We start from the raw sequence: 19,307 nt of genomic DNA, 5'->3' as shown, positions 1-19,307 counted from the left end.
GGAAGTGGTTAACCCTGACCCGCCAACCGCATTTCCAACTCAGCAATTCGCTGCTTTAGCCATTCCACGTTTTGCAAGCGCGCCGTCTTGGCCTTATTCAATCCGGCCATGAGCCAGTTCAGCCACTCCTCCATGCCCTGGCCGCTGGTAGCAGATACCTGCATGACCTGGAGCCTGGGATTCACACGGCGGGCGTAGTCCACACACGTGGCCACGTCGAAGGTGAGGTAGGGCAACAGGTCCACCTTGTTCAGCAACATCAAATCGGCGGCGCGGAACATGTCCGGGTATTTCAGCGGCTTGTCCACGCCTTCCGTCACCGACAGGATGACCACCTTGTGGGCCTCCCCCAGGTCGAAGGCGGCGGGGCACACCAGGTTACCCACGTTCTCGATCATGAGCAGGCTGTCGTCGGGCAGGTTCAAGCGTTCCAGGGCGCGGCCCACCATGTGGGCGTCCAGGTGACAGCCCTTGCCGGTGTTGACCTGGATGGCGGGGGCTCCCGTGGCGCGGATGCGGTCGGCGTCATGGCTGGTCTGCTGATCGCCTTCCACCACGGCCACCTTTGCTTTATCGGCAAGCATCTTGATGCTTTGCACCAGCAGGGTCGTTTTGCCGGAGCCGGGGCTGGATACCAGGTTGACGGCGAAGATGCCATGCTCGGCGAAATACTTGCGGTTGTCGGCCGCGTAGGCGTTGTTCTTGGCCAGGATGTCCTGCTCGATGCGGACCATGCGCTCCTGGGTCAGGCCCGGGGCGTGGGCATGGGCGGGGCCCCGACCGTAGTGGAGGTCGCCATGATGTGCGTGGTAATGGGTTTTGCCGCTGGCATGCAGGTGCTCATGGACGTGTCCATGGTCGGTGTGGTCGTGGCTATGGGTGTGCGTGTGTCCGTGGCTATGCACGGTGCCGTCAGCGTGTACATGTTCATGGGTGTGATCGTGTGGATGATCATGGCTGTGGCCATGATCATGGTGGGGGTAATGACCCTCGATCCGGGTTTCGCCTTCGCCGCAGCCGCATACCGTGCACATGTTCGTCTCTCCGAAAACTATTCAACCAGCATGTCCTTGACCCGCATTTCCGTTCCCCCCGTGGCTTGGACCTGGTAGCTGCCGCACTTGGGACAGGGGTCATACAGGGCCTGGATTTCGACGGATTCGCCGCAGCCCAGGCACCAGCCCTGGCCGGGGAGGCGTTCCAGTTCCACCCGGGCGCCATCGGCCACGCTGCCCTTGAACACCACATCCATGCAGAAGCACAGGGCTTCCACTTCCACGCCGGAGAGGGCGCCGATCTCCAGGCGCACTTCCGTCACTCGCTTGAAACCCTGCTGGGCGGCGGTGTCTTCCACAATCTGAAGGACACTCTCCGCTAGGGACATTTCATGCATGGCGGGAAGTGGGTAGTGCAAAGTTGATAGTCGGGGCCATTCCGGAACCGAAACGCTTCATCGTCCACTCATCCTCTAATAATGGACACTCCTTGAGAACCATGCCCACTTCCTGCTCCACATGAACCTCCACATCAAAGCCCACGCAGGGATCCAGGGAATGGGCCACCAGCTTGGCCAGTTCTTTTTCGGCCCTCAAGCCGATCAGTGCCTGAGCCAGGGGGCCGGCGGGGTGGAAGTTCCACTCCGTAGGGGCCAGGATGCGGTAGTCCGCCACCTTGCCGTCCCTTAGGGTGGCCACATGGAACAAGAGACCCCGGGAGGTTTCCACGCCGGCGAGGCCTACCTGTTCCGCATCTTTTGATATGGACCATGCATGGATGACTGGCAGGCTACCCTTGCGGAACCGTTCAGGCAGGGTTGCCAGTTCCACTAGTCGGGCCAGCAGGCGGGCACCCATGCCCCGTCCCCGTCGGGCTATCCATCCGGCCACCAGGGGATGGCCATGGGTACGGGCGATGGCCCCGGTTTCCGCCGGTGCGCCTCGCCAGTCCGGCAGGGTGCAGAAGGCCTGCTCGTCCAGTGCACGATGGGCCAGGTCCGTGGCTGTTTCCAGGCTCCACGCCGACAGTTCCGGTAGAAATCCGGTATGGCTGATGCCGGTGTCAGGGCCGTCGCCCAGGCTGGCGAAAAGGCGAGCGGGGAGGGTGCCGCCTTGTCGTATCCAGGCATCCAAGCCGGCCAAATCGCGGGTCAACCAGTCAGATGGGGCTTCCCCCAGCAGGCGTTCGCGCACAAGGGCGGCCAGGGTATCGGCAAACGTTTCTTCATTCGCCTGACGCAAGGCCATCAGGCTGGTCATGTCTGGTGCCTGCCCGGCTTCCTGGGGCCAGTCCAGCAACAGGCGCCAGGCGTGTTCCCGGGCCAGTTCCATGAGCACGGAGGGGGTGCCGGCCGTCTCATCCGTGATCCCCAAGGCCGCCCGGCATGCAGCCTTGGCTGCGGCCCGCTGGGCCTGACCGCACAGACTAAAGATCAAACCCGCCAGGTCGGCCGCTTCCTCGGGGGTGCGACCGGTCATGAGTTTGCGGGCCAGCTGGGGTCGGGTAGAGCGGATGGCAACGTCGGCGATCCTGTCCTCATGTTGGGTCAGGCGTACGTGGATGCGGCCTTCGAGTCGATTGGTCATGACGGGCTTCCCTGGCCCAGGAGGGCCCCTAGGAAACCTCGGCGGCTCGCCGATCGTTCCAGCTTGGTGCTCAAACTGGGGGCAGGTGTTGCCGGTATATCTGCCGCCTGGGGCGCAAAGACCTCAGCCAGCACGGCCACCGCCACCGCCCTGGCCTGATCCATGTCTGCAAAATCAAACATGGGGGAGAACAGGGAGCTGGTGAGATAGGGGCCCAGGACGGCTTCGTGGGCGGTGAGGAATTCGTAGGTGCCGGAAGGAAATTCCACCTCCCGTTTGGTGCCGCTTGGCAGGGCTTCCCATTCGGCGTCGGTAGCGGGCAGGCAGATAAGGCTCATGGACCAGGGGGTGATGAGCACGCCTACCCAGACCTGCCCCAACTGGCGGAAGCCCACAGCCTCCACCGCTAGGGCTGGATTCACCAAGGCCATACCCGCCATGCGGGTGTCGGCGATGTGGCGAAAGGCAGCCTCTAGTCGACCGGAGGGATTGGAGTGGTCAACGTCAGTCATGCAGCACCATGAACTGTTCCCGGGCGCCGTCGCAGTTGGGGCAGCGCCAATGGGGCGGGAGGTTAGCGAAGGGGGTGCCGGGGGAAATCTGCCACACCGGGTCACCCTCGGCAGGGTCATAGACATACCAGCAGATCTTGCACTCCAGCCGGGCGTCTGGAGGCAGGCGGCTGGCGTCGCCCAGGTAGGAGCCTTCGAAGGTGGTCATGGGTGTATTGTGGCCATACGGCCCCCGCTTTGTCTGCCCCTTGCCGGATTCGTAATTGCAGCCTTCATGTTTAGCCGATCCAGGCCAGGACTTCCGCCAGGCGATCTGCACTGTCTTCCAGGTCCTCAGCCGAGGCCCGGGCTACTTCCGGCACGTCGCTGACCTCCAGGGTGTTGAGGATCAGGGCATCCTGGGAATTGAAGTATTGCACCCACCAGACCCGGGCAATGCCCGTGGCGGTGATGCGGCAGTTGCCGTAGCCCCGGGATAGCAGGGTGACCGGGCCCCGGCCCAAGCGTTCGTCCAGCCAGGCGGCGTCCTCAGGCGAGAAGGGCAGCAGGGACAGATTGATGACGTGGGTGCCGCCGTCGGGACGGGCGGTGTGCTCCGCGATCTCCGCCAGCAGGGCCGGGGCGTTGATGACGCCGGGACTGACCGGGGCTTGGGCGGGCTTGGCCAGGCCGGTCATGGCGGCGCAAAGGATGGCGGCGGGCACGTCGCCCACTTCCACCCGGTCCATATAGAGGTGGCCATCCTTGTCCCGTCCCAGCAGGCGCCACACGCCAGCGAACACGCTTTCCTGGATGGAGAGGACACCATCCTCGCCAGTGACCTGGGCGCTGACCTCCCCTTCGCCCAGCAGCTGGTTGATGAGCTGCCGGTCCTTTTCGGCCAAGTGATGCATGTCCAGACAGTAGGAGCCCCCGCCGGGGCGCCATTTCTGGGTGGCTTCCAACAACTGCTCTAGCCAGGCCCGGACAGCGGTGTGGTCACGAATGTCTTGCGGCTCCGGTAGGATGGGGGGCTGGAAGGTGCGCATGTCGTGGGGCATGGGCAGGTAATCCAGGGGCTCCTCTTCCTGGTGGGAGCCAGGGCCTAGGGCGACGACGGGAATGGGGAAGGCATGCATGGCGGATTCCTCAGTGGCAGACGGCGGGGCCCAAGGCGTTGACGGCGATGCCGATGGATGGTGGCCGGCTGGGGGGCGCGGCCAAAAGTTCCTGGATGCGGTCAAGATAGACGGCCCAGTCCTGGATGCCGGACAGGGCGCCGATATAGGCGCCGCCCCGCAGAAACACCAGGGTGGGTTTGCGGTTGAAGCCGTAGCGGGCCTGTATCTCGGATTCCAGGGCAGTGGAGACTACGGCGGCCCGGAAGCGACCGGGGAACGCCCGCAGCAGTTCCGGCAGCACCACGGCCACGTCCAGGCATTCCGGGTGCTGCACCGGGTCACCGCCGCAGAACAGCACGGCGTCACCTGGCGCATCGCAGAAGGTGTTGAGGTTGCCGGGATCCAGCAGGGGAAGGCCGTATTCAGCAGTGAGACGCTGAATGAGGGGATGAAGTTGGGTCATTGGGCAGATCCTCTCAGATGGGGCGGCAGTTCTGGCGTGCGGTCGAACAGGTCGGTGAAATAGGCGGAGATGTCGGTCTCCCCGGCCATCGCCGCTTCCAGGCCGTCCAAGGCCGCATCGATACGGGCCGCCGTTTCCGCGTTAATCACTTCCCGGGCGGCATCGATAAAACTCAGCACCCAGGTGCCGGGGGACTGCTCGCCCACCAGTGCCATGTCCAGCCGGCGCACGCCGTGACGGCCCCGGCACAGGGCGACGAAGCCATGACATTCGATGACCTGCATGGGGATGCCGACACACATCAGAAAGCCCCCGCCGTTTCCAGGAATCGCCCCAGGAATCGTCCGTCGCCAATGCGGCAGGCTTGGTCGGGACTGGGGCGCTGGCTTTCATAGGGCGTGATGTCCAGGCAGTCCAGGGTGATACGCTCCTCTGGGCCGGGGGGCATGGCACGCCGTTCGGGCGCCGCACCCCAGGTGCGCAGGACGTCAACCGCTACTTCGACGGCCACGGGCAGCGTGGTCTTCACCGTGTTCGTGAGGCTGCCACCGTAGTCTTCCAGCGTTTCCGGCTGTACACCGATGAGGACGATGTGCTCCGGCTGCCATCCCTTCAGAGCGGCCACCGCCAGGACCTCCTGAAAGCCGGTCTGGTGCAGGCTCATCTTCTTGGCCCCCATGAAGGCGGGCACCTCGCCGTCCCGAGCGATCTTCACCGTACCCGGGCGCAGGCCGTAGTCCACGGCGTCCAGTATCAGCAGCTTGCGGCAGTGTTCCACGAAGGGCAGCAAGTACAAACCCTGTGTTCCGCCGTCCAGCAGGCGGGTGCCGGGACCGAAGCGCCAGTGCTGGTGCAGGTGTTCCAGGGCCCGAATGCCGAAGCCCTCATCGGCCCACAGCAGGTTACCGATGCCCAGCACCAGGATGTCGCTGGCGTAATCCAGGGTGCTATCCATGGTGAGCAGCCTCAGTTTAGGGCCAACCAGGCACCGGCGAGGGCTACGCCTGCGCCACCCACCCGCAGGATGACCTCCGCCCGGCGGTGGGTGTACCAGCCTAGGGCCACGCCCAAGCCATGAAGGGAGGCTGTGGCCAGGACGAAACCGGTGGCGAAGGCCGCCAGGCTGTCCCGGGGCGCCTCGGCTCCGTGGGCGTAGCCGTGGAACAGGGCAAAGGCCGCAACCAGTGCCATGCCTACACCAGTGTGCAGGCGCAGGGAGAAAGCTACCAGCAGGCCTAGGAACACCACCGAGGCAACGATGCCGTTTTCCACCTGAGGCAGGGGCAGGCCAGTCATGCCCATGAATGCACCCACCGCCATGACGGAGACGAAGGCGAGGGGGATCTTCCACAGGGCGTCCTTCGCCGGCTGCTGGGCGGACCATAGGCCCACGGCCACCATGGCCAGCAGGTGGTCCAGGCCGGTGTAAGGGTGGGTCAGGCCTGCTACCAGGCCCCCGTCGTGGCCGGGATGGGCCAAAGCCGTGCCGGAGGCCAGCAACAGGAACAGGGCAGTGGGGAGGGTAAAGCGTTTCATAAGGTCTCCTTGGATGTTTTGGAAGTCGAAGGCAGGGCTTGGCTCAGGGTCACGGCTTGTCATCCTTGAACATGCGCCAACCGGACAGCATGGTGGAGACCAAGCTCTGGCGGGACATGATGTCTTCCCGGATGGCCGCGTAGACATGGACCATCACGAACAAGACCATCACCCACATGCCCGCATGGTGCCAAGTGTGCACGTCCTGGCTCTGGCCGAACAGGGGGATAACCCAAGAGGTGAACAGGGTGTGAGACCAGCTGCCTTCCTGGGCCCCTTCGCCGTAGAGGGCGAAGCCGGTAACGATCATGAACACCACCGTGGTGAGGAACAGGCCGAACATGGCCAGTTGAGCCAGGGGGTTGTGGCCCACGTACTTCTTCGGGGCCCGCTCCAGGAACAGGTACCAGCGCAGTTCGAACAGCACCTCCTTCCACCAGTTGGCATTGAAGATGGGCAACACGAACAGCTGCCGGGCATGGGCGTTGCCCACGAAGGCCCAGTAGATCCGGCCAAGGAATCCGGCCAGCAGCACGTAGCCGGCGACGAAATGGATGAAACGGATGTAGCCCATGAGGAAATGGGCGCTGGCCTCGCCCGGCAGACTGGGCAGAGGGCTGGCGATGAACCAGCCGCTGACGGCCAGCACCGTGATGGCCAAGGCGTTGACCCAATGCCAGAGGCGCACAGGGGCTTCGTAGACGTATACCGCGCGGACGTTACGGCCGTGGTCCACCGCTTCCCGCATGTCTTGTGCTGAGAGCATGTCTTTCTCCTAGGGGGTGGGTAGTGGGTGGTTGGGAGGGTGGAGCCAACTCCACACTCCCATTCCCCACTGCCGGGTTTACCTGACCTTCACGCTGCTTATTTCCTGTCCGTTCGGCGACATCACGTGGGTGGAGCAGGCCAGACAGGGGTCAAAGCTGTGGATGGTGCGCAGGATCTCCACGGGCTGGTCTGCCTTGGCTACTGGGGTGTTCAAGAGGCTGGCCTCGAAGGCTCCGATCTGACCCTTGGCATCCCGGGGGCTGCCGTTCCAGGTGGTGGGCACCACGCACTGGTAGTTGTCGATTTTGGTGTCCTTGATGCGAATCCAGTGGCCCAGGGCGCCCCGGGGGGCCTCGCTGAAGCCCACGCCCTTGGCTTCCTTGGGCCAAGTGGAGGGCTCCCACTTGTCGATGTTGGCCGTGGCTTGGTCGCCGGCTTTCAGATTGGCCACGAGCTTGTCCTGGAAATAGCGCATCTTGTGGGCGGCCCAGGATGCCTCCAGGCCCCGGGCGACGGTGCGGCCCAAGGTGGAGAACAGGGCGGTGAGCGGCAGGTCCAGCTTCTTCAGAACCATGTCCACCGGCTCCTTGAACTCGGGCTTCTTCTGCACGTAGCCGATGATGTAGCGGGCCAGAGGGCCCACTTCCATGGCATGGCCGCGCCAGCGGGGGGCCTTGATCCAGGAGTACTTGCCACCCTCGTCGATCTGCTCGATGTTGGTGGAAGTCCCCTTGGTGTTCTTGCCCAGCTCGTAATGAGGTATGGTCTCGCCGTCCCAGGGGTGTAGGCCCTTGCCTGGGGTGCCTCCGTGGTACTCGAACCAAGAATGGTCCACGAACTCCTGGATCTGGTCGGGGTCCCGCAGATCCACCTCGTGCACCTTGGACAGGTCGCCGTTGATGATGGCGCCTCGGGGCATCATCAGGTTGGAGGCTGTATAGTCGTTGGCCTTGTCCGGGATGTCGCCGTAGGCCAGAACCGAGCGGGAAGAGAGACCGCCGCCGTAGGTCCAGTCCTTGTAGAAAGAGCCGATGGCCAGTAGGTCTGGAACGTAGACTTGGTCGATGAACTCGATGGTACGGTCGATGATGTAGGAGACGAGGTTCAGGCGCTCCATGTTGATGGCACCGACCGCACCCGTGTCGTGGACATTGATGGCGCAAGGCACCCCCCCCACCAGCCAGTTGGGGTGGGGGTTCTTGCCGCCGTAGATGGTGTGGACCTTAACGACCTCCTTTTGGAAATCCAGGGCCTCCAGGTAGTGGGTCACCGCCATGAGGTTGGCCTCGGGGGGCAGCTTGTAAGCCGGGTTGCCCCAGTAGCCGTTCATGAAGGGACCCAGCTGGCCGGATTCCACGAATTTCTTCAGCCGGTTTTGCACGTCTCTGAAGTAACCGGGGGATGAAAGTGGCCAGGGGGAGATGCTCTGGGCCAGTTCCGAGGTTTTCTTGGGGTCGGCATTCAAGGCGGAAACCACATCCACCCAGTCCAGGGCGTGGAGATGATAGAAGTGCACTACGTGGTCATGCACCTGCAGCGCCAACTGCATGATGTTGCGGATGCTGTTAGCGTTTTCTGGGATCTTGATGTCCAGGGCATCCTCCACGGCCCGCACGCTGGTGAGGGCATGGGTGCCGGTGCACACGCCGCAGATGCGTTCGGTAAAGGCCCACGCATCCCGGGGGTCGCGGCCCTTGAGAATGACCTCCAGGCCGCGCCACATGGTGCCGGTGGAGACCGCGTTGCGAATCACGTTGTTGGAGTCTAGGTTCACCTCCACGCGCATGTGGCCCTCGATGCGAGTCACCGGATCCACCACCACGCGCTTGCCGGTGTTGTCTAGCTTGAATCCTTGGGTTTCGTAAACGCCCATGTTCGTCGTCCTCAGTTACATGTTGCCGTGGGACTGCTTGGCCCGGCTTTGCTTGATGGCGCTCACCGCCGCGTGAGCCGCCACTGCGGCACCCACCACGCCCACCGCCGTGATACCCACCTTGTCGGCGTTGGATTCCACCCCGAACTGCTTGATGTCCGTAACCCGGTCGTAGAAGGAGCCCTTGTCCCAGAATCCGTCCTCGGAACAGCCGATGCAGCCGTGGCCCGACTGGATGGGGAAAGACACACCGCCGTTCCAGCGGATGGTGGAGCAGGCGTTGTAGGTGGTGGGCCCCTTGCAGCCCATCTTGTAGAGGCAGTAGCCCTTGCGGGAACCCTCGTCGTCCCAGGCCTCGGCGAACTGGCCGGCGTCGAAGTGGGGGCGGCGATAACATTTGTCGTGGATGCGCTGGCCGTAGAACATCTTGGGTCGGCCCTGGCGGTCCAACTCGGGGATGCGGTCGAAGGTCAGCATGTAGGTGATGACACCGGTCATCACCTCGGCGATGGGGGGGCAGCCCGGTACCTTGATGATGGGTTTGTCAGTGATGACCTTGTGCACCGGCGTGGCCTGGGTGGGGTTGGGCTTGGCGGCTTGGACGCAGCCCCAGGAAGCGCAGGAGCCCCAGGAGATGATGGCCTTGCAGTCGCGGGCTACGTGCTTCAGCTGCTCCACGAAGGGTCGGCCGCCGATGATGCAACTCATACCTTCCTGGTTCAGGGGCGGGTTGCCTTCCACCGCCAGGATGTAGTTGCCTTTGTACTTGGTCATAACCTCCTCGAGGATGGCCTCGGCATCGTGGCCGGCGGCGGTCATGAGGGTGTCGTCGTAGTCCAGGGAGATCATGGACAGCACCACGTCCTTGGCCAGCGGGTGGCCGGAACGGATAAAGGACTCTGAGCAGCAGGTGCACTCTAGGCCGTGAAGCCAGAGCACCGGTGTGCGTGGCTTCGTCTCCATGGCGTGGGCGATGCGGGGCACGAAGCTGGGCCCAAGCCCTAGGGAGGCGGCGGTGAGGTTGCAGAATTTGAGGAAGCTGCGGCGAGTGATGCCCTGCCTCCGCATCACCTCGTAAAAGGTTTCCACCATGGGAACGGTCTCCTCTTGGGATCAGATGGGTGTCAAGTCGGACCTGCTGTCTTGCCAGGTCAGACGGGACAGTATCAAGAACCGTGCCAGTATGTTTTTCTTGCGGACCCCTTAATAATCAATAGGTTGAGTTGTAGTGAGCTTGGGGCAAGGGACAAAATATAAAATTAAAAAACAAAAATGGTTACGCGGTAATCAAAATCCGCTTGGCTGAGCAACTGACCTGCCCCGGCGTTTGCGCACCGCCAGGTCAGCCAACCGATACAGCCGGTACACGCGCTTGTCGTTGATCGCCGTACCGCCGGCTCGCAGCAGGTCGCCGATGCGCCGGTAGCCGAAGCGCCTGCGCTCGTGCGCCAGCTGTCACGCGACAGGCCCACCAAGGTGCACGCCCGTCGTTCGCTGATCGAGGTCTCTTGCAGCATCTTGCCCACCGCTTGTCCCTTGGCCGGTGGGCTCAGCGCCTTACCCCGAAGGCCACCTTCAGCGCTTCGTTGTCCAGGGCCGCCTCAGCCAGCAGCTTTTTCAGCCTGGTGAACCGCCCACACCATCGACTCGGCCAGCAACCACCCCAAACACCCCTCCTCCAACACCACCCCGAGTGCCAAAGGTACTGGACGCATACAACGTGTTGACACGCCCTGCCCGGCGTGCCATAATGCAGAGCTTCGCCCCGGATGGGGTGAGGTATTCTTTTTCTGCCCAACCAGGCGGGGCAACCTGCCGCGACGGGCCCAAGACTGATCGCCTGCGCCGCGGTGGCACAGGGATTCAAGTTGGGACGACACAATCATGATCCAAACGCAAACTCGACTCGATGTTGCGGACAACACGGGCGCCAAGTCCGTGATGTGCATCAAGGTGCTGGGCGGCTCCAAGCGCCGCTACGCCAGCGTGGGCGACATCATCAAGGTCAGCATCAAGGAAGCCGCGCCGCGTGGCCGCGTCAAAAAAGGCGAGGTCTACAACGCCGTGGTGGTGCGCACTGCCAAGGGGATCCGCCGTCCCGACGGCGCGCTCATCAAGTTCGATGGCAACGCCGCCGTGCTGCTCAACAACAAGCTGGAGCCGATCGGCACCCGCATCTTCGGCCCGGTGACGCGTGAGCTGCGTACCGAGCGCTTCATGAAGATCGTGTCCCTGGCGCCCGAAGTCCTGTAAAGGAGTCGTCATGAACAAGATTCGCAAGGGCGACGAGGTCATCGTCATCGCCGGCCGCGACAAGGGCAAGCGCGGCCGCGTGCTGCGTCGCGCCGACGAGCAGCGCGTCGTCGTCGAAGGCGTCAACGTGGTCAAAAAGCACGTGCGCCCCAACCCGCTCAAAGGCGTGGCCGGTGGCATCGTCGAAAAAACCATGCCGATCCACCAGTCCAACGTGGCCATCTACAACCCGGCCACCGGCAAGGCCGACCGGGTGGGCATCAAGGTGCTGGCCGACGGCAAGAAAGTGCGCGTCTACAAGTCCAGCGGCGAAGAAATCAAGGTGGCTTGACCATGGCACGTTTCCAACAGCTCTACCGCGAAAAGATCGCGCCGGCGCTGCAAAAGCAGTTCGGCTACAAGTCCGTCATGGAGGTGCCGCGCATCACCAAGATCACGCTCAACATGGGCGTGGGTGAGGCGGTGGCCGACAAAAAGGTGCTCGAAAACGCCGTGGCCGACCTGACCAAGATCGCCGGTCAAAAGCCCGTCGTAACCCGTGCCCGCAAGGCCATCGCCGGGTTCAAGATCCGCGAAGGGCAGCCGATTGGCTGCATGGTCACGCTGCGCGGCGCGCGCATGTACGAATTCCTGGACCGCCTAGTGACGATCGCGCTGCCGCGTGTGCGCGACTTCCGTGGCGTGTCGGCGCGTGCCTTCGACGGCCGCGGCAACTACAACATCGGGGTCAAAGAGCAAATCATCTTCCCCGAAATCGAATACGACAAGGTCGATGCGGTGCGTGGTCTGAACATCAGCATCACCACCACGGCCAAGACCGACGAGGAGTGCAAGGCGCTGCTCGCGGGGTTCCGTTTCCCGTTCAAGAACTGAGGTGTGCCGTGGCCAAGCAAGCTTTGCTTCAGCGTGAACTCAAGCGCGACCGCCTGGTTGCCAAGTTCGCCAACAAGTACAACGAGTTGAAAGCCATCGCCAAGGACGCCAAGCGCACCCCCGAGGAGCGTGACGCGGCCCGCGCGGCGCTGCAAAAGCTGCCGCGCAACGCCAACCCGACGCGTCAGCGCAACCGTTGCGGCATCACCGGCCGTCCGCGCGGCACGTTCCGCCAGTTCGGTCTGGCCCGTACCAAGATTCGCGAACTGGCCTTTGCCGGCGAGATCCCCGGCGTGATCAAGGCCAGCTGGTAAGGCGCGAAGGAGAACCCCAAATGAGCATGAGTGATCCGATCGCCGACATGCTGACCCGCATCCGCAACGCCCAGATGGTCGAAAAGGCCTCGGTGACGATGCCGGCGTCCAAGCTGAAGACCGCCATTGCGCAGGTGCTGAAGGACGAGGGTTACATCGACGGCTTCCAGATCAAGGAGCAAGGCGGCAAGAAAGAGCTCGAAATCGCGCTCAAGTACTACGCCGGCCGTCCCGTCATCGAACGCATCGAGCGCGTCAGCCGTCCGGGCCTGCGCGTTTACCGCGGCGCCAAGGATATCCCGCAGGTCATGAACGGCCTGGGTGTGGCCATCGTCACCACCCCGAAGGGCGTGATGACCGACCGCAAGGCGCGCGCTGCCGGTGTCGGCGGCGAAGTGCTGTGCTACGTGGCCTGATGCGCGGCAGGAAGGAGCAAGACAGATGTCTCGTGTAGCAAAAGCCGCCGTCACCATCCCCCAAGGGGTCGAGGTGGCCATCGGTGCCGACAGCATCCAGGTCAAGGGCGCGCTGGGCGCGCTGAGCCTGCCGTTGAACCCGCGCGTCAAGGTGGCGCAAGACGGCGGCAAGCTCACCTTCGCCCCGGTGGACGCCACGCGCGAGGCCGATGCCCTCAGCGGCACGGTGCGCCAGCTGGTCAACAACATGGTCGTCGGCGTCAGCAAGGGCTTCGAGCGCAAGCTGACGCTGGTGGGCGTGGGCTACAAGGCCGCGGCCCAGGGCAACAAGCTCAACATCAGCGTCGGGTATTCCCACCCGGTCGAGATGGTGATGCCCGACGGCATCAAGGTCGAGACGCCGACGCCGACCGAAATCCTCATCAAGGGCGCCGACCGCCAGCGTGTCGGTCAGGTGGCCGCCGAGGTCCGTGCGGTGCGTCCGCCCGAGCCCTACAAGGGCAAGGGGATCCGCTATGCGGATGAAACGGTCGTCATCAAAGAGACCAAGAAGAAATAAGGAGCGCGCACATGTTGAACAAGAAGGAACAGCGTCTGCGTCGCGCCCGCCAAACCCGCGTGCGCATCGCGCTGCAGGGCGCCGTGCGCCTGCAGGTGCACCGCACCAACCTGCACATCTACGCCAACATCATTTCGCCGGACGGCAGCCGTGTGCTGGCGTCGGCCTCGACGCTGGAGCCCGAAGTGCGTGCCCAGCTGGGTGGCCACGGCAAGGGTGGCAATGTGGCGGCGGCGGCCATCATCGGCAAGCGCATCGCCGAAAAGGCGCGTGCGGCCGGCATCGAAAAGGTCGCGTTCGACCGCTCGGGCTTCAAGTACCACGGTCGCGTCAAGGCCTTGGCCGAAGCGGCGCGTGAAGGCGGCCTGCAGTTCTGACGGATCGGGTGACGCAAATGGCAAAAATGCAAGCAAACGTCAAAACCGAAGGCAACGACGACGGCCTGCGGGAAAAGATGATCGCGGTCAACCGCGTGACCAAGGTGGTCAAGGGCGGCCGCATCATGGCCTTTGCGGCGCTCACCGTGGTGGGCGACGGCGATGGCCGCATCGGCATGGGCAAGGGCAAGGCGCGTGAAGTGCCCTCGGCGGTGCAAAAGGCGATGGACGAAGCCCGCCGCTCGATGTTCAAGGTGTCGCTCAAAAACGGCACCCTGCACCACGAGGTGGTCGGCGAGCACGGCGCGTCGCGCGTGATCATGATGCCGGCGCCCAAGGGGACCGGCATCATCGCCGGCGGCCCGATGCGTGCGGTGTTCGAGGCCATGGGCATCACCGACATCGTGGCCAAGAGCCACGGCTCGACCAACCCGTACAACCTGGTGCGCGCGACGCTGGACGCGCTGCGCAAGTCCACGACGCCGGCCGAAGTCGCTGCCAAGCGCGGCAAGACGGTCGAAGAGCTCGTGGGCGCCTGACCACAGGGGACATGCGATGACGACGACCACCAACACCGTCAAGGTCAAGCTGGTGCGCAGCCCCATCGGCTGCAAGGAAAGCCACCGCGCCACGGTGCGCGGGCTGGGTCTGCGCAAGCTGGGCAGCGTGCGCGAACTGCAGGACACCCCTGCGGTGCGCGGCATGATCAACAAGGTGAGCTACCTGGTGCAGGTGCTCTGAGAACCGGAGTGTCGTGATGGAACTCAACACCCTCAAGCCCGCAGCGGGTGCCAAAAAGCCGCGCCGCCGCGTGGGGCGCGGTATCGGCTCCGGGCTGGGCAAGACCGCCGGGCGCGGTCACAAAGGCCAAAAGTCGCGTTCGGGCGGCTACCACAAGGTCGGCTTCGAAGGCGGCCAAATGCCGCTGCAGCGCCGGCTGCCCAAGCGCGGCTTCAAGTCGCCGACGCTGAAGTTCAACGCCGAGGTCACGCTGGCCGACTTGCAGGCGCTGGGCAAGTCCGAAGTGGACATGCTCACGCTCAAGCAAGCGGGGCTGGTGCCGCTGTTGGCGCGCAAGGTCAAGGTCATCAAGACCGGCGAGCTCAGCATCGCGGTCAAGTTGAACGGTGTGGCGGCCACCGCCGGCGCCAAGGCGGCCATCGAAGCCGCCGGCGGCAGCGTGGCCTGAGCCACGACACACGGTAAGCGGGGACGCGCGTGGCGACCAACGCAACCACTCTGGCCAAGACCGGCAAGTACGGTGACCTGGCGCGCCGGGTGTGGTTCCTGATCGGGGCCTTGGTGGTCTACCGTATCGGGGCCCACATTCCGGTGCCGGGCATCGACCCGGTGCAGCTCGAGCAGCTCTTCAAAGGGCAGCAGGGCGGCATCCTGAGCCTGTTCAATATGTTCTCGGGCGGGGCGCTGTCGCGCTTCACGGTGTTCGCGCTCGGGATCATGCCGTACATCTCGGCGTCGATCATCATGCAGTTGATGACCTACGTCGTGCCGGCGTTCGAGCAGCTCAAGAAGGAAGGCGAGGCCGGGCGGCGCAAGATCACCCAGTACACGCGCTACGGCACCGTGGCGCTGGCGCTGTTTCAGGCGCTGGGCATCGCGCTGGCGCTGGAGGGCTCGCCCGGTCTGGTGATCAACCCGGGTTTCGGTTTCCGCTTCACGGCGGTGGTCAGCCTGGTGGCGGGGACGATGTTCCTGATGTGGCTGGGCGAGCAGATCACCGAGCGCGGTCTGGGCAACGGGATTTCGATCCTGATCTTCGCCGGTATCGCGGCGGGGTTGCCCAGCGCCATCGGCGGTTTACTGGAGCTGGTGCGCACCGGCGCCATGAGCATCCTGGTGGCCATCTTCATCGTCGCGCTGGTGGTGCTGGTGACCTACGGTGTGGTGTTCGTCGAGCGCGGGCAGCGCAAGATTCTGGTCAACTACGCGCGCCGCCAAGTCGGCAACCGCGTCTACGGGGGCCAGTCCTCGCACCTGCCGCTCAAGCTCAACATGGCTGGGGTGATTCCGCCGATCTTTGCGTCGTCGATCATCCTGTTGCCCTCCACGCTGGTGAGCTGGGTGTCCACCGGTGACAGCATGCGTTGGCTGCGCGACATCGCCGCCGCGCTGTCGCCGGGGCAGCCGATCTACGTAGCGTTGTACGCCGCCGCGATCGTGTTCTTCTGCTTCTTTTACACGGCGCTGGTGTTCAACAGCCGCGAGACGGCCGACAACCTGAAAAAGAGCGGCGCGTTCGTGCCGGGCATTCGTCCGGGCGAACAGACGGCACGCTACATCGACCGCATCCTGCTGCGGCTGACCTTCGTCGGTGCGATCTACATCACGTTGGTGTGCCTGTTGCCGGAGTTTCTGATCCTCAAGTACAACGTGCCGTTTTACTTCGGCGGCACGTCGCTGTTGATCATCGTGGTGGTCACCATGGACTTCATGGCCCAGGTGCAAAACTACATGATGTCGCAGCAGTACGAATCGTTGTTGAAGAAGGCCTCGTTCAAGGCCACGGGTGCATAAGACATGGCGAAGGACGATGTCATCGAAATGCAGGGCGAGGTGATCGAGAACCTGCCCAACGCGACGTTTCGCGTGCGGCTGGAAAACGGTCACGTCGTGCTCGGCCACATCTCGGGCAAGATGCGTATGCACTACATCCGCATCCTGCCGGGCGACAAGGTCAAGGTGGAGCTGACCCCGTACGACCTGTCGCGCGCCCGCATCGTCTTCCGCGCCAAGTAAGGCGGCGCCCACCCCGTTACAAGGAGAAACCACCATGCGCGTTTCGGCTTCCGTCAAGAAAATGTGCCGCAACTGCAAGATCATCCGCCGCCACGGCGTGGTGCGCGTGATCTGCAGCGACCCGCGTCACAAGCAGCGTCAAGGCTGAGTTTTGCGAGGACCATCATGGCACGTATCGCCGGTATCAACATTCCGCCACACAAGCACACCGAGATCGGCCTGACCGCCATCTACGGCATCGGGCGCACCCGCGCGCGTCAGATTTGCGACGCCTGTGGCATTCCGTACTCCAAGAAGGTCAAGGACCTCACCGACGCCGAGCTGGAAAAAATCCGCGAACAGGTCGGCCAGTTCACCATCGAGGGTGACCTGCGCCGCGAGGTGACGATGAACATCAAGCGTTTGATGGACATCGGCTGCTACCGCGGCTTCCGTCACCGCCGTGGTCTGCCGGTGCGCGGCCAGCGCACCAAGACCAACGCGCGCACGCGCAAGGGCCCGCGCCGTGCCGCCCAGCCGCTGAAGAAGTAATCCCATTCAAGGACAGTCATGGCCAAAGCTCCTACCGCCAACGCCGCGGCGCGCGTGCGCAAAAAAGTTCGCAAGAACATCGCGGACGGTGTCGCGCACGTGCACGCCTCGTTCAACAACACCATCATCACCATCACCGACCGCCAGGGCAACGCGATCGCATGGTCGTCGGCCGGTGGCCAGGGTTTCAAGGGCTCGCGCAAGTCCACGCCGTTTGCCGCCCAGGTGGCTGCCGAAGCCGCCGGCCGCGCGGCGATGGAGCAGGGCATCAAGAACCTGGACGTCGAAATCAAGGGCCCCGGCCCGGGGCGTGAGTCGTCGGTGCGCGCGCTGGGTGCGCTGGGCATCCGCATCACGTCGATTTCCGACGTGACGCCGATCCCGCACAACGGTTGCCGCCCGCCGAAGCGTCGCCGTATCTGAGGCCGCTGCGGGCTCCACCAAGCACGTTTTCGGGCTATAATTTACGGTTCGATTCGCTCGGGCGAGGGCGCAGCCATGCCTTCGCTCGCTGCGCAGTTGAGGACCACCGCCAGCGCAGGCGTCCCGCCCAGGGGTAGCCCACCGGCGCTGGCTCCCGCGGCAGGCATTGGCCGCGGCAGTTAGGAAAGGATAACCAGTGGCACGTTACCTCGGCCCCAAGGCCAAACTCGCTCGCCGTGAAGGCACCGACCTGTTCCTGAAGAGCGCGCGCCGCTCGATCAGCGACAAGGCCAAGTTCGACACCAAGCCCGGTCAGCACGGGCGCACGTCGGGTGCGCGCACGTCCGACTTCGGGCGGCAGCTGCGTGAAAAGCAAAAGGTCAAGCGCATGTACGGCGTGCTGGAGCGTCAGTTCCGCCGTTACTTCGCCGAAGCCGACCGCCGCCGCGGCAACACGGGTACCAACCTGCTGGCCATTTTGGAGTCGCGGCTGGACAACGTGGTGTACCGCATGGGGTTTGCCTCGACGCGCGCCGAAGCGCGTCAGCTGGTGTCGCACAAGGCCATTGCGGTCAACGGTCAGGCGGTCAACATCCCGTCGTACCTGGTCAAGCCGGGCGACGTGGTGGCGGTGCGCGAAAAGGCGCGCAACCAAGCCCGTGTGAAGGAAGCGCTGGAGTTGGCCAAGCAAATAGGGTTCCCGGCGTGGGTCGAGGTTGCGGCCGACAAGTTCGAAGGTGTGTTCAAGAAGGTGCCGGACCGCGATGAGTTCGGTGCCGACATCAACGAATCGCTGATCGTCGAGCTGTACTCGCGTTGATCGGGCGTGCGCCATTGAAATGACCCGGGTCCTGCCGCTGGCGGGGCCCGGGATTTTGTGCTCCATCGGCCTCGTTCGGCCCATGGGCCGGGGTATGGAAGGAAGTCCGAATGCTGAATAACCTGCTCAAACCCAAGACCATCCACGTCGAGCGCACCGGCGCCAACCGCGCCGAGGTGACGCTGGAGCCCTTCGAGCGGGGCTACGGGCACACGCTGGGCAATGCCCTGCGCCGTGTGCTGCTGTCGTCGATGGTCGGGCACGCGCCGACCGAGGTCACGATCGCCGGTGTGTTGCACGAGTTTTCGACCATCGACGGTGTGCAGGAGGACGTGGTGCACATCCTGCTCAACCTCAAAGGGGTCGTGTTCAAGCTGCACAACCGTGACGAGGTGACGTTGAGCCTGCGCAAGGAAGGCGAGGGCGTGGTGCGCGCCAGCGACATCCAGACGCCGCACGACGTCGAGATCCTCAACCCCGACCACGTCATCGCAACGCTGGCGCCCGGCGCCAAGCTGGACATGCAGATCAAGGTCGAAAAAGGCCGTGGTTACGTGCCGGGCAACGTGCGCAAGGGGGACGAGCACCGCAACAGCATCGGGCGCATCGTGCTGGATGCGTCGTTTTCGCCGATCAAGCGCGTCAGCTACGCGGTGGAAAACGCGCGCGTCGAGCAGCGCACCGACCTGGACAAGCTGGTGCTGGACATCGAGACCAATGGCACCATCGGGCCGGAGGAGGCGGTGCGCGCAGCGGCCAAGATCCTGGTGGAGCAGTTGTCGGTGTTTGCGCAGCTCGAAGGCGGCACGGCCTTTGACAGTGCTGCGCCTGCCAAACCCGGCGCGCCGGCGTTCGACCCGATCCTGCTGCGTCCGGTCGATGAGCTCGAGCTTACCGTGCGCTCGGCCAACTGCCTCAAGGCCGAAAATATCTACTACATCGGTGACCTGATCCAGCGCACCGAAAACGAGCTGCTCAAGACCCCCAACCTGGGACGCAAGTCGCTCAACGAGATCAAGGAAGTGCTGGCGTCGCGTGGGCTGACGCTGGGCATGAAGCTGGAAAACTGGCCCCCCGCCGGGCTGGAAAAGCACTGAGCCATTTTTCTCTCAACCTGTGACCCCCGGCGGTACCTGATCCGGCCGCCGGC

Annotated in this window: 30 protein-coding genes and 1 pseudogene; 17 read left to right on the top strand and 14 right to left on the bottom strand. The window is 64.0% G+C overall.

All coding sequences use genetic code 11. The features are described 5' to 3' along the window. Window positions 1–8: 8 nt before the first annotated feature. The 14 genes and pseudogenes from hypB to Taqua_RS13490 all read right to left on the bottom strand — a co-directional run. A complete protein-coding gene (gene hypB, locus Taqua_RS07555; protein ID WP_144326108.1) occupies window positions 9–1,034 on the bottom strand; it encodes a hydrogenase nickel incorporation protein HypB in 1,026 nt (341 codons plus the stop codon). A gap of 17 nt (window positions 1,035–1,051) precedes the next feature. Then, window positions 1,052–1,354: a hydrogenase maturation nickel metallochaperone HypA/HybF gene (locus Taqua_RS07550; RefSeq protein ID WP_342780912.1), complete on the bottom strand. Its 303-nt coding sequence runs from the start codon at window positions 1,352–1,354 to the stop codon at window positions 1,052–1,054. A 31-nt stretch (window positions 1,355–1,385) separates the two neighbouring features. Continuing rightward, window positions 1,386–2,582: a nickel-dependent hydrogenase large subunit gene (locus Taqua_RS07545; protein ID WP_144326106.1), complete on the bottom strand. Its 1,197-nt coding sequence runs from the start codon at window positions 2,580–2,582 to the stop codon at window positions 1,386–1,388. Beyond that, window positions 2,579–3,094: a [NiFe]-hydrogenase assembly chaperone HybE gene (gene hybE, locus Taqua_RS07540; RefSeq protein ID WP_144326105.1), complete on the bottom strand. Its 516-nt coding sequence runs from the start codon at window positions 3,092–3,094 to the stop codon at window positions 2,579–2,581. Before hybE ends, Taqua_RS07545 begins: the two co-directional genes overlap by 4 nt. Continuing rightward, window positions 3,087–3,302, bottom strand: coding sequence for a rubredoxin (locus tag Taqua_RS07535; protein ID WP_144326104.1), 216 nt, complete (start codon window positions 3,300–3,302; stop codon window positions 3,087–3,089). Before Taqua_RS07535 ends, hybE begins: the two co-directional genes overlap by 8 nt. Window positions 3,303–3,372: 70 nt before the next feature. Next, window positions 3,373–4,212 carry a hydrogenase expression/formation protein gene (locus tag Taqua_RS07530; protein ID WP_144326103.1) on the bottom strand — a complete coding sequence of 280 codons (840 nt, stop codon included), beginning with the start codon at window positions 4,210–4,212 and terminating at the stop codon, window positions 3,373–3,375. Between the two features lie 10 nt (window positions 4,213–4,222). Next, on the bottom strand, window positions 4,223–4,657 hold the full coding sequence (locus Taqua_RS07525; protein ID WP_144326102.1) for a thioredoxin domain-containing protein: 435 nt from the start codon (window positions 4,655–4,657) through the stop codon (window positions 4,223–4,225). Further along, on the bottom strand, window positions 4,654–4,959 hold the full coding sequence (locus Taqua_RS07520; protein WP_144326101.1) for a HypC/HybG/HupF family hydrogenase formation chaperone: 306 nt from the start codon (window positions 4,957–4,959) through the stop codon (window positions 4,654–4,656). The genes Taqua_RS07525 and Taqua_RS07520 overlap by 4 nt, the downstream gene beginning before the upstream one ends. Next, window positions 4,959–5,612, bottom strand: a complete 654-nt coding sequence (hybD, locus tag Taqua_RS07515; RefSeq protein WP_144326100.1) for a HyaD/HybD family hydrogenase maturation endopeptidase — start codon at window positions 5,610–5,612, stop codon at window positions 4,959–4,961. The genes Taqua_RS07520 and hybD overlap by 1 nt, the downstream gene beginning before the upstream one ends. Window positions 5,613–5,623: 11 nt before the next feature. Next, window positions 5,624–6,193, bottom strand: a complete 570-nt coding sequence (locus Taqua_RS07510; protein WP_144326099.1) for a HupE/UreJ family protein — start codon at window positions 6,191–6,193, stop codon at window positions 5,624–5,626. Window positions 6,194–6,242: 49 nt separating this feature from the next. Further along, window positions 6,243–6,959 (bottom strand): Ni/Fe-hydrogenase, b-type cytochrome subunit, encoded by a 717-nt coding sequence (gene cybH / locus Taqua_RS07505; RefSeq protein ID WP_144326098.1) that lies wholly within the window; start codon window positions 6,957–6,959, stop codon window positions 6,243–6,245. 78 nt (window positions 6,960–7,037) lie between these two features. Next, window positions 7,038–8,834 carry a nickel-dependent hydrogenase large subunit gene (locus tag Taqua_RS07500; RefSeq protein ID WP_144326097.1) on the bottom strand — a complete coding sequence of 599 codons (1,797 nt, stop codon included), beginning with the start codon at window positions 8,832–8,834 and terminating at the stop codon, window positions 7,038–7,040. Window positions 8,835–8,849: 15 nt separating this feature from the next. Next, a complete protein-coding gene (locus Taqua_RS07495) occupies window positions 8,850–9,926 on the bottom strand; it encodes a hydrogenase small subunit (RefSeq protein ID WP_185969582.1) in 1,077 nt (358 codons plus the stop codon). 222 nt (window positions 9,927–10,148) lie between these two features. Next, window positions 10,149–10,458 (bottom strand): annotated as a pseudogene (locus Taqua_RS13490) (IS3 family transposase); the annotation flags it as partial. A 260-nt stretch (window positions 10,459–10,718) separates the two neighbouring features. Here Taqua_RS13490 and rplN point away from each other — a divergent pair. The 17 genes from rplN to Taqua_RS07400 all read left to right on the top strand — a co-directional run bounded on the left by rplN (window position 10,719) and on the right by Taqua_RS07400 (window position 19,254). Next, on the top strand, window positions 10,719–11,087 hold the full coding sequence (rplN, locus tag Taqua_RS07480; protein ID WP_043700216.1) for a 50S ribosomal protein L14: 369 nt from the start codon (window positions 10,719–10,721) through the stop codon (window positions 11,085–11,087). 10 nt (window positions 11,088–11,097) lie between these two features. Continuing rightward, on the top strand, window positions 11,098–11,418 hold the full coding sequence (gene rplX, locus Taqua_RS07475) for a 50S ribosomal protein L24 (protein WP_132963202.1): 321 nt from the start codon (window positions 11,098–11,100) through the stop codon (window positions 11,416–11,418). A 2-nt stretch (window positions 11,419–11,420) separates the two neighbouring features. Next, window positions 11,421–11,960 (top strand): 50S ribosomal protein L5, encoded by a 540-nt coding sequence (gene rplE, locus Taqua_RS07470; protein ID WP_132963203.1) that lies wholly within the window; start codon window positions 11,421–11,423, stop codon window positions 11,958–11,960. 8 nt (window positions 11,961–11,968) lie between these two features. After that, window positions 11,969–12,274, top strand: a complete 306-nt coding sequence (rpsN, locus tag Taqua_RS07465) for a 30S ribosomal protein S14 (protein ID WP_132963204.1) — start codon at window positions 11,969–11,971, stop codon at window positions 12,272–12,274. A gap of 20 nt (window positions 12,275–12,294) precedes the next feature. Then, window positions 12,295–12,690 (top strand): 30S ribosomal protein S8, encoded by a 396-nt coding sequence (gene rpsH, locus Taqua_RS07460; RefSeq protein WP_132963205.1) that lies wholly within the window; start codon window positions 12,295–12,297, stop codon window positions 12,688–12,690. A gap of 25 nt (window positions 12,691–12,715) precedes the next feature. After that, window positions 12,716–13,249 (top strand): 50S ribosomal protein L6, encoded by a 534-nt coding sequence (rplF, locus tag Taqua_RS07455; protein ID WP_144326096.1) that lies wholly within the window; start codon window positions 12,716–12,718, stop codon window positions 13,247–13,249. Window positions 13,250–13,260: 11 nt separating this feature from the next. Then, window positions 13,261–13,626: a 50S ribosomal protein L18 gene (gene rplR / locus Taqua_RS07450; RefSeq protein WP_132963207.1), complete on the top strand. Its 366-nt coding sequence runs from the start codon at window positions 13,261–13,263 to the stop codon at window positions 13,624–13,626. 17 nt (window positions 13,627–13,643) lie between these two features. Beyond that, the gene (gene rpsE / locus Taqua_RS07445; protein WP_144326095.1) at window positions 13,644–14,165 is read left to right on the top strand and encodes a 30S ribosomal protein S5; all 522 of its coding nucleotides are present in this window, start codon (window positions 13,644–13,646) and stop codon (window positions 14,163–14,165) included. A gap of 16 nt (window positions 14,166–14,181) precedes the next feature. Next, complete coding sequence (gene rpmD, locus Taqua_RS07440; RefSeq protein ID WP_132963209.1) at window positions 14,182–14,367, top strand: 50S ribosomal protein L30; 186 nt, start codon at window positions 14,182–14,184, stop codon at window positions 14,365–14,367. Between the two features lie 16 nt (window positions 14,368–14,383). After that, window positions 14,384–14,815, top strand: a complete 432-nt coding sequence (gene rplO, locus Taqua_RS07435) for a 50S ribosomal protein L15 (RefSeq protein WP_132963210.1) — start codon at window positions 14,384–14,386, stop codon at window positions 14,813–14,815. A 29-nt stretch (window positions 14,816–14,844) separates the two neighbouring features. Then, window positions 14,845–16,161, top strand: a complete 1,317-nt coding sequence (gene secY / locus Taqua_RS07430) for a preprotein translocase subunit SecY (RefSeq protein ID WP_144326094.1) — start codon at window positions 14,845–14,847, stop codon at window positions 16,159–16,161. 3 nt (window positions 16,162–16,164) lie between these two features. Beyond that, a complete protein-coding gene (gene infA / locus Taqua_RS07425) occupies window positions 16,165–16,383 on the top strand; it encodes a translation initiation factor IF-1 (RefSeq protein WP_132963212.1) in 219 nt (72 codons plus the stop codon). 34 nt (window positions 16,384–16,417) lie between these two features. After that, window positions 16,418–16,531 (top strand): 50S ribosomal protein L36, encoded by a 114-nt coding sequence (rpmJ, locus tag Taqua_RS07420; RefSeq protein ID WP_132963213.1) that lies wholly within the window; start codon window positions 16,418–16,420, stop codon window positions 16,529–16,531. Window positions 16,532–16,548: 17 nt separating this feature from the next. Then, window positions 16,549–16,914, top strand: coding sequence for a 30S ribosomal protein S13 (gene rpsM / locus Taqua_RS07415; RefSeq protein ID WP_132963214.1), 366 nt, complete (start codon window positions 16,549–16,551; stop codon window positions 16,912–16,914). An 18-nt stretch (window positions 16,915–16,932) separates the two neighbouring features. Further along, window positions 16,933–17,337 carry a 30S ribosomal protein S11 gene (rpsK, locus tag Taqua_RS07410; protein ID WP_132963215.1) on the top strand — a complete coding sequence of 135 codons (405 nt, stop codon included), beginning with the start codon at window positions 16,933–16,935 and terminating at the stop codon, window positions 17,335–17,337. Between the two features lie 196 nt (window positions 17,338–17,533). Continuing rightward, window positions 17,534–18,157: a 30S ribosomal protein S4 gene (gene rpsD, locus Taqua_RS07405; protein WP_144326093.1), complete on the top strand. Its 624-nt coding sequence runs from the start codon at window positions 17,534–17,536 to the stop codon at window positions 18,155–18,157. Window positions 18,158–18,267: 110 nt separating this feature from the next. Further along, window positions 18,268–19,254 (top strand): DNA-directed RNA polymerase subunit alpha, encoded by a 987-nt coding sequence (locus tag Taqua_RS07400; protein ID WP_144326092.1) that lies wholly within the window; start codon window positions 18,268–18,270, stop codon window positions 19,252–19,254. The last annotated feature ends 53 nt before the right edge of the window (window positions 19,255–19,307 follow it).

Source organism: Tepidimonas aquatica, from assembly GCF_007556585.1.
Classification (GTDB): Bacteria; Pseudomonadota; Gammaproteobacteria; order Burkholderiales; family Burkholderiaceae_C; genus Tepidimonas; species Tepidimonas aquatica.
Note: the sequence above shows the minus strand (reverse complement) of the source record. Positions and strands in the feature narration are given on the sequence as shown.

Bases quoted from the DNA above. Each gene is read 5' to 3' on its own strand.
- rplE (WP_132963203.1), top strand. From the start codon at position 11,421: ATGGCACGTTTCCAACAGCTCTACCGCGAAAAGATCGCGCCGGCGCTG.
- Taqua_RS07510 (WP_144326099.1), bottom strand. From the start codon at position 6,193: ATGAAACGCTTTACCCTCCCCACTGCCCTGTTCCTGTTGCTGGCCTCC.
- infA (WP_132963212.1), top strand. From the start codon at position 16,165: ATGGCGAAGGACGATGTCATCGAAATGCAGGGCGAGGTGATCGAGAAC.
- rpsM (WP_132963214.1), top strand. From the start codon at position 16,549: ATGGCACGTATCGCCGGTATCAACATTCCGCCACACAAGCACACCGAG.
- Taqua_RS07400 (WP_144326092.1), top strand. From the start codon at position 18,268: ATGCTGAATAACCTGCTCAAACCCAAGACCATCCACGTCGAGCGCACC.
- hybE (WP_144326105.1), bottom strand. From the start codon at position 3,094: ATGACTGACGTTGACCACTCCAATCCCTCCGGTCGACTAGAGGCTGCC.
- rplF (WP_144326096.1), top strand. From the start codon at position 12,716: ATGTCTCGTGTAGCAAAAGCCGCCGTCACCATCCCCCAAGGGGTCGAG.
- rplR (WP_132963207.1), top strand. From the start codon at position 13,261: ATGTTGAACAAGAAGGAACAGCGTCTGCGTCGCGCCCGCCAAACCCGC.
- Taqua_RS07525 (WP_144326102.1), bottom strand. From the start codon at position 4,657: ATGACCCAACTTCATCCCCTCATTCAGCGTCTCACTGCTGAATACGGC.
- Taqua_RS07500 (WP_144326097.1), bottom strand. From the start codon at position 8,834: ATGGGCGTTTACGAAACCCAAGGATTCAAGCTAGACAACACCGGCAAG.
- rpsK (WP_132963215.1), top strand. From the start codon at position 16,933: ATGGCCAAAGCTCCTACCGCCAACGCCGCGGCGCGCGTGCGCAAAAAA.
- Taqua_RS07495 (WP_185969582.1), bottom strand. From the start codon at position 9,926: ATGGTGGAAACCTTTTACGAGGTGATGCGGAGGCAGGGCATCACTCGC.
- Taqua_RS07535 (WP_144326104.1), bottom strand. From the start codon at position 3,302: ATGACCACCTTCGAAGGCTCCTACCTGGGCGACGCCAGCCGCCTGCCT.
- hypB (WP_144326108.1), bottom strand. From the start codon at position 1,034: ATGTGCACGGTATGCGGCTGCGGCGAAGGCGAAACCCGGATCGAGGGT.
- hybD (WP_144326100.1), bottom strand. From the start codon at position 5,612: ATGGATAGCACCCTGGATTACGCCAGCGACATCCTGGTGCTGGGCATC.
- Taqua_RS07520 (WP_144326101.1), bottom strand. From the start codon at position 4,959: ATGTGTGTCGGCATCCCCATGCAGGTCATCGAATGTCATGGCTTCGTC.
- rplX (WP_132963202.1), top strand. From the start codon at position 11,098: ATGAACAAGATTCGCAAGGGCGACGAGGTCATCGTCATCGCCGGCCGC.
- rplO (WP_132963210.1), top strand. From the start codon at position 14,384: ATGGAACTCAACACCCTCAAGCCCGCAGCGGGTGCCAAAAAGCCGCGC.
- rpsH (WP_132963205.1), top strand. From the start codon at position 12,295: ATGAGCATGAGTGATCCGATCGCCGACATGCTGACCCGCATCCGCAAC.
- rpmD (WP_132963209.1), top strand. From the start codon at position 14,182: ATGACGACGACCACCAACACCGTCAAGGTCAAGCTGGTGCGCAGCCCC.
- Taqua_RS07545 (WP_144326106.1), bottom strand. From the start codon at position 2,582: ATGACCAATCGACTCGAAGGCCGCATCCACGTACGCCTGACCCAACAT.
- rplN (WP_043700216.1), top strand. From the start codon at position 10,719: ATGATCCAAACGCAAACTCGACTCGATGTTGCGGACAACACGGGCGCC.
- cybH (WP_144326098.1), bottom strand. From the start codon at position 6,959: ATGCTCTCAGCACAAGACATGCGGGAAGCGGTGGACCACGGCCGTAAC.
- rpmJ (WP_132963213.1), top strand. From the start codon at position 16,418: ATGCGCGTTTCGGCTTCCGTCAAGAAAATGTGCCGCAACTGCAAGATC.
- rpsE (WP_144326095.1), top strand. From the start codon at position 13,644: ATGGCAAAAATGCAAGCAAACGTCAAAACCGAAGGCAACGACGACGGC.
- Taqua_RS07530 (WP_144326103.1), bottom strand. From the start codon at position 4,212: ATGCATGCCTTCCCCATTCCCGTCGTCGCCCTAGGCCCTGGCTCCCAC.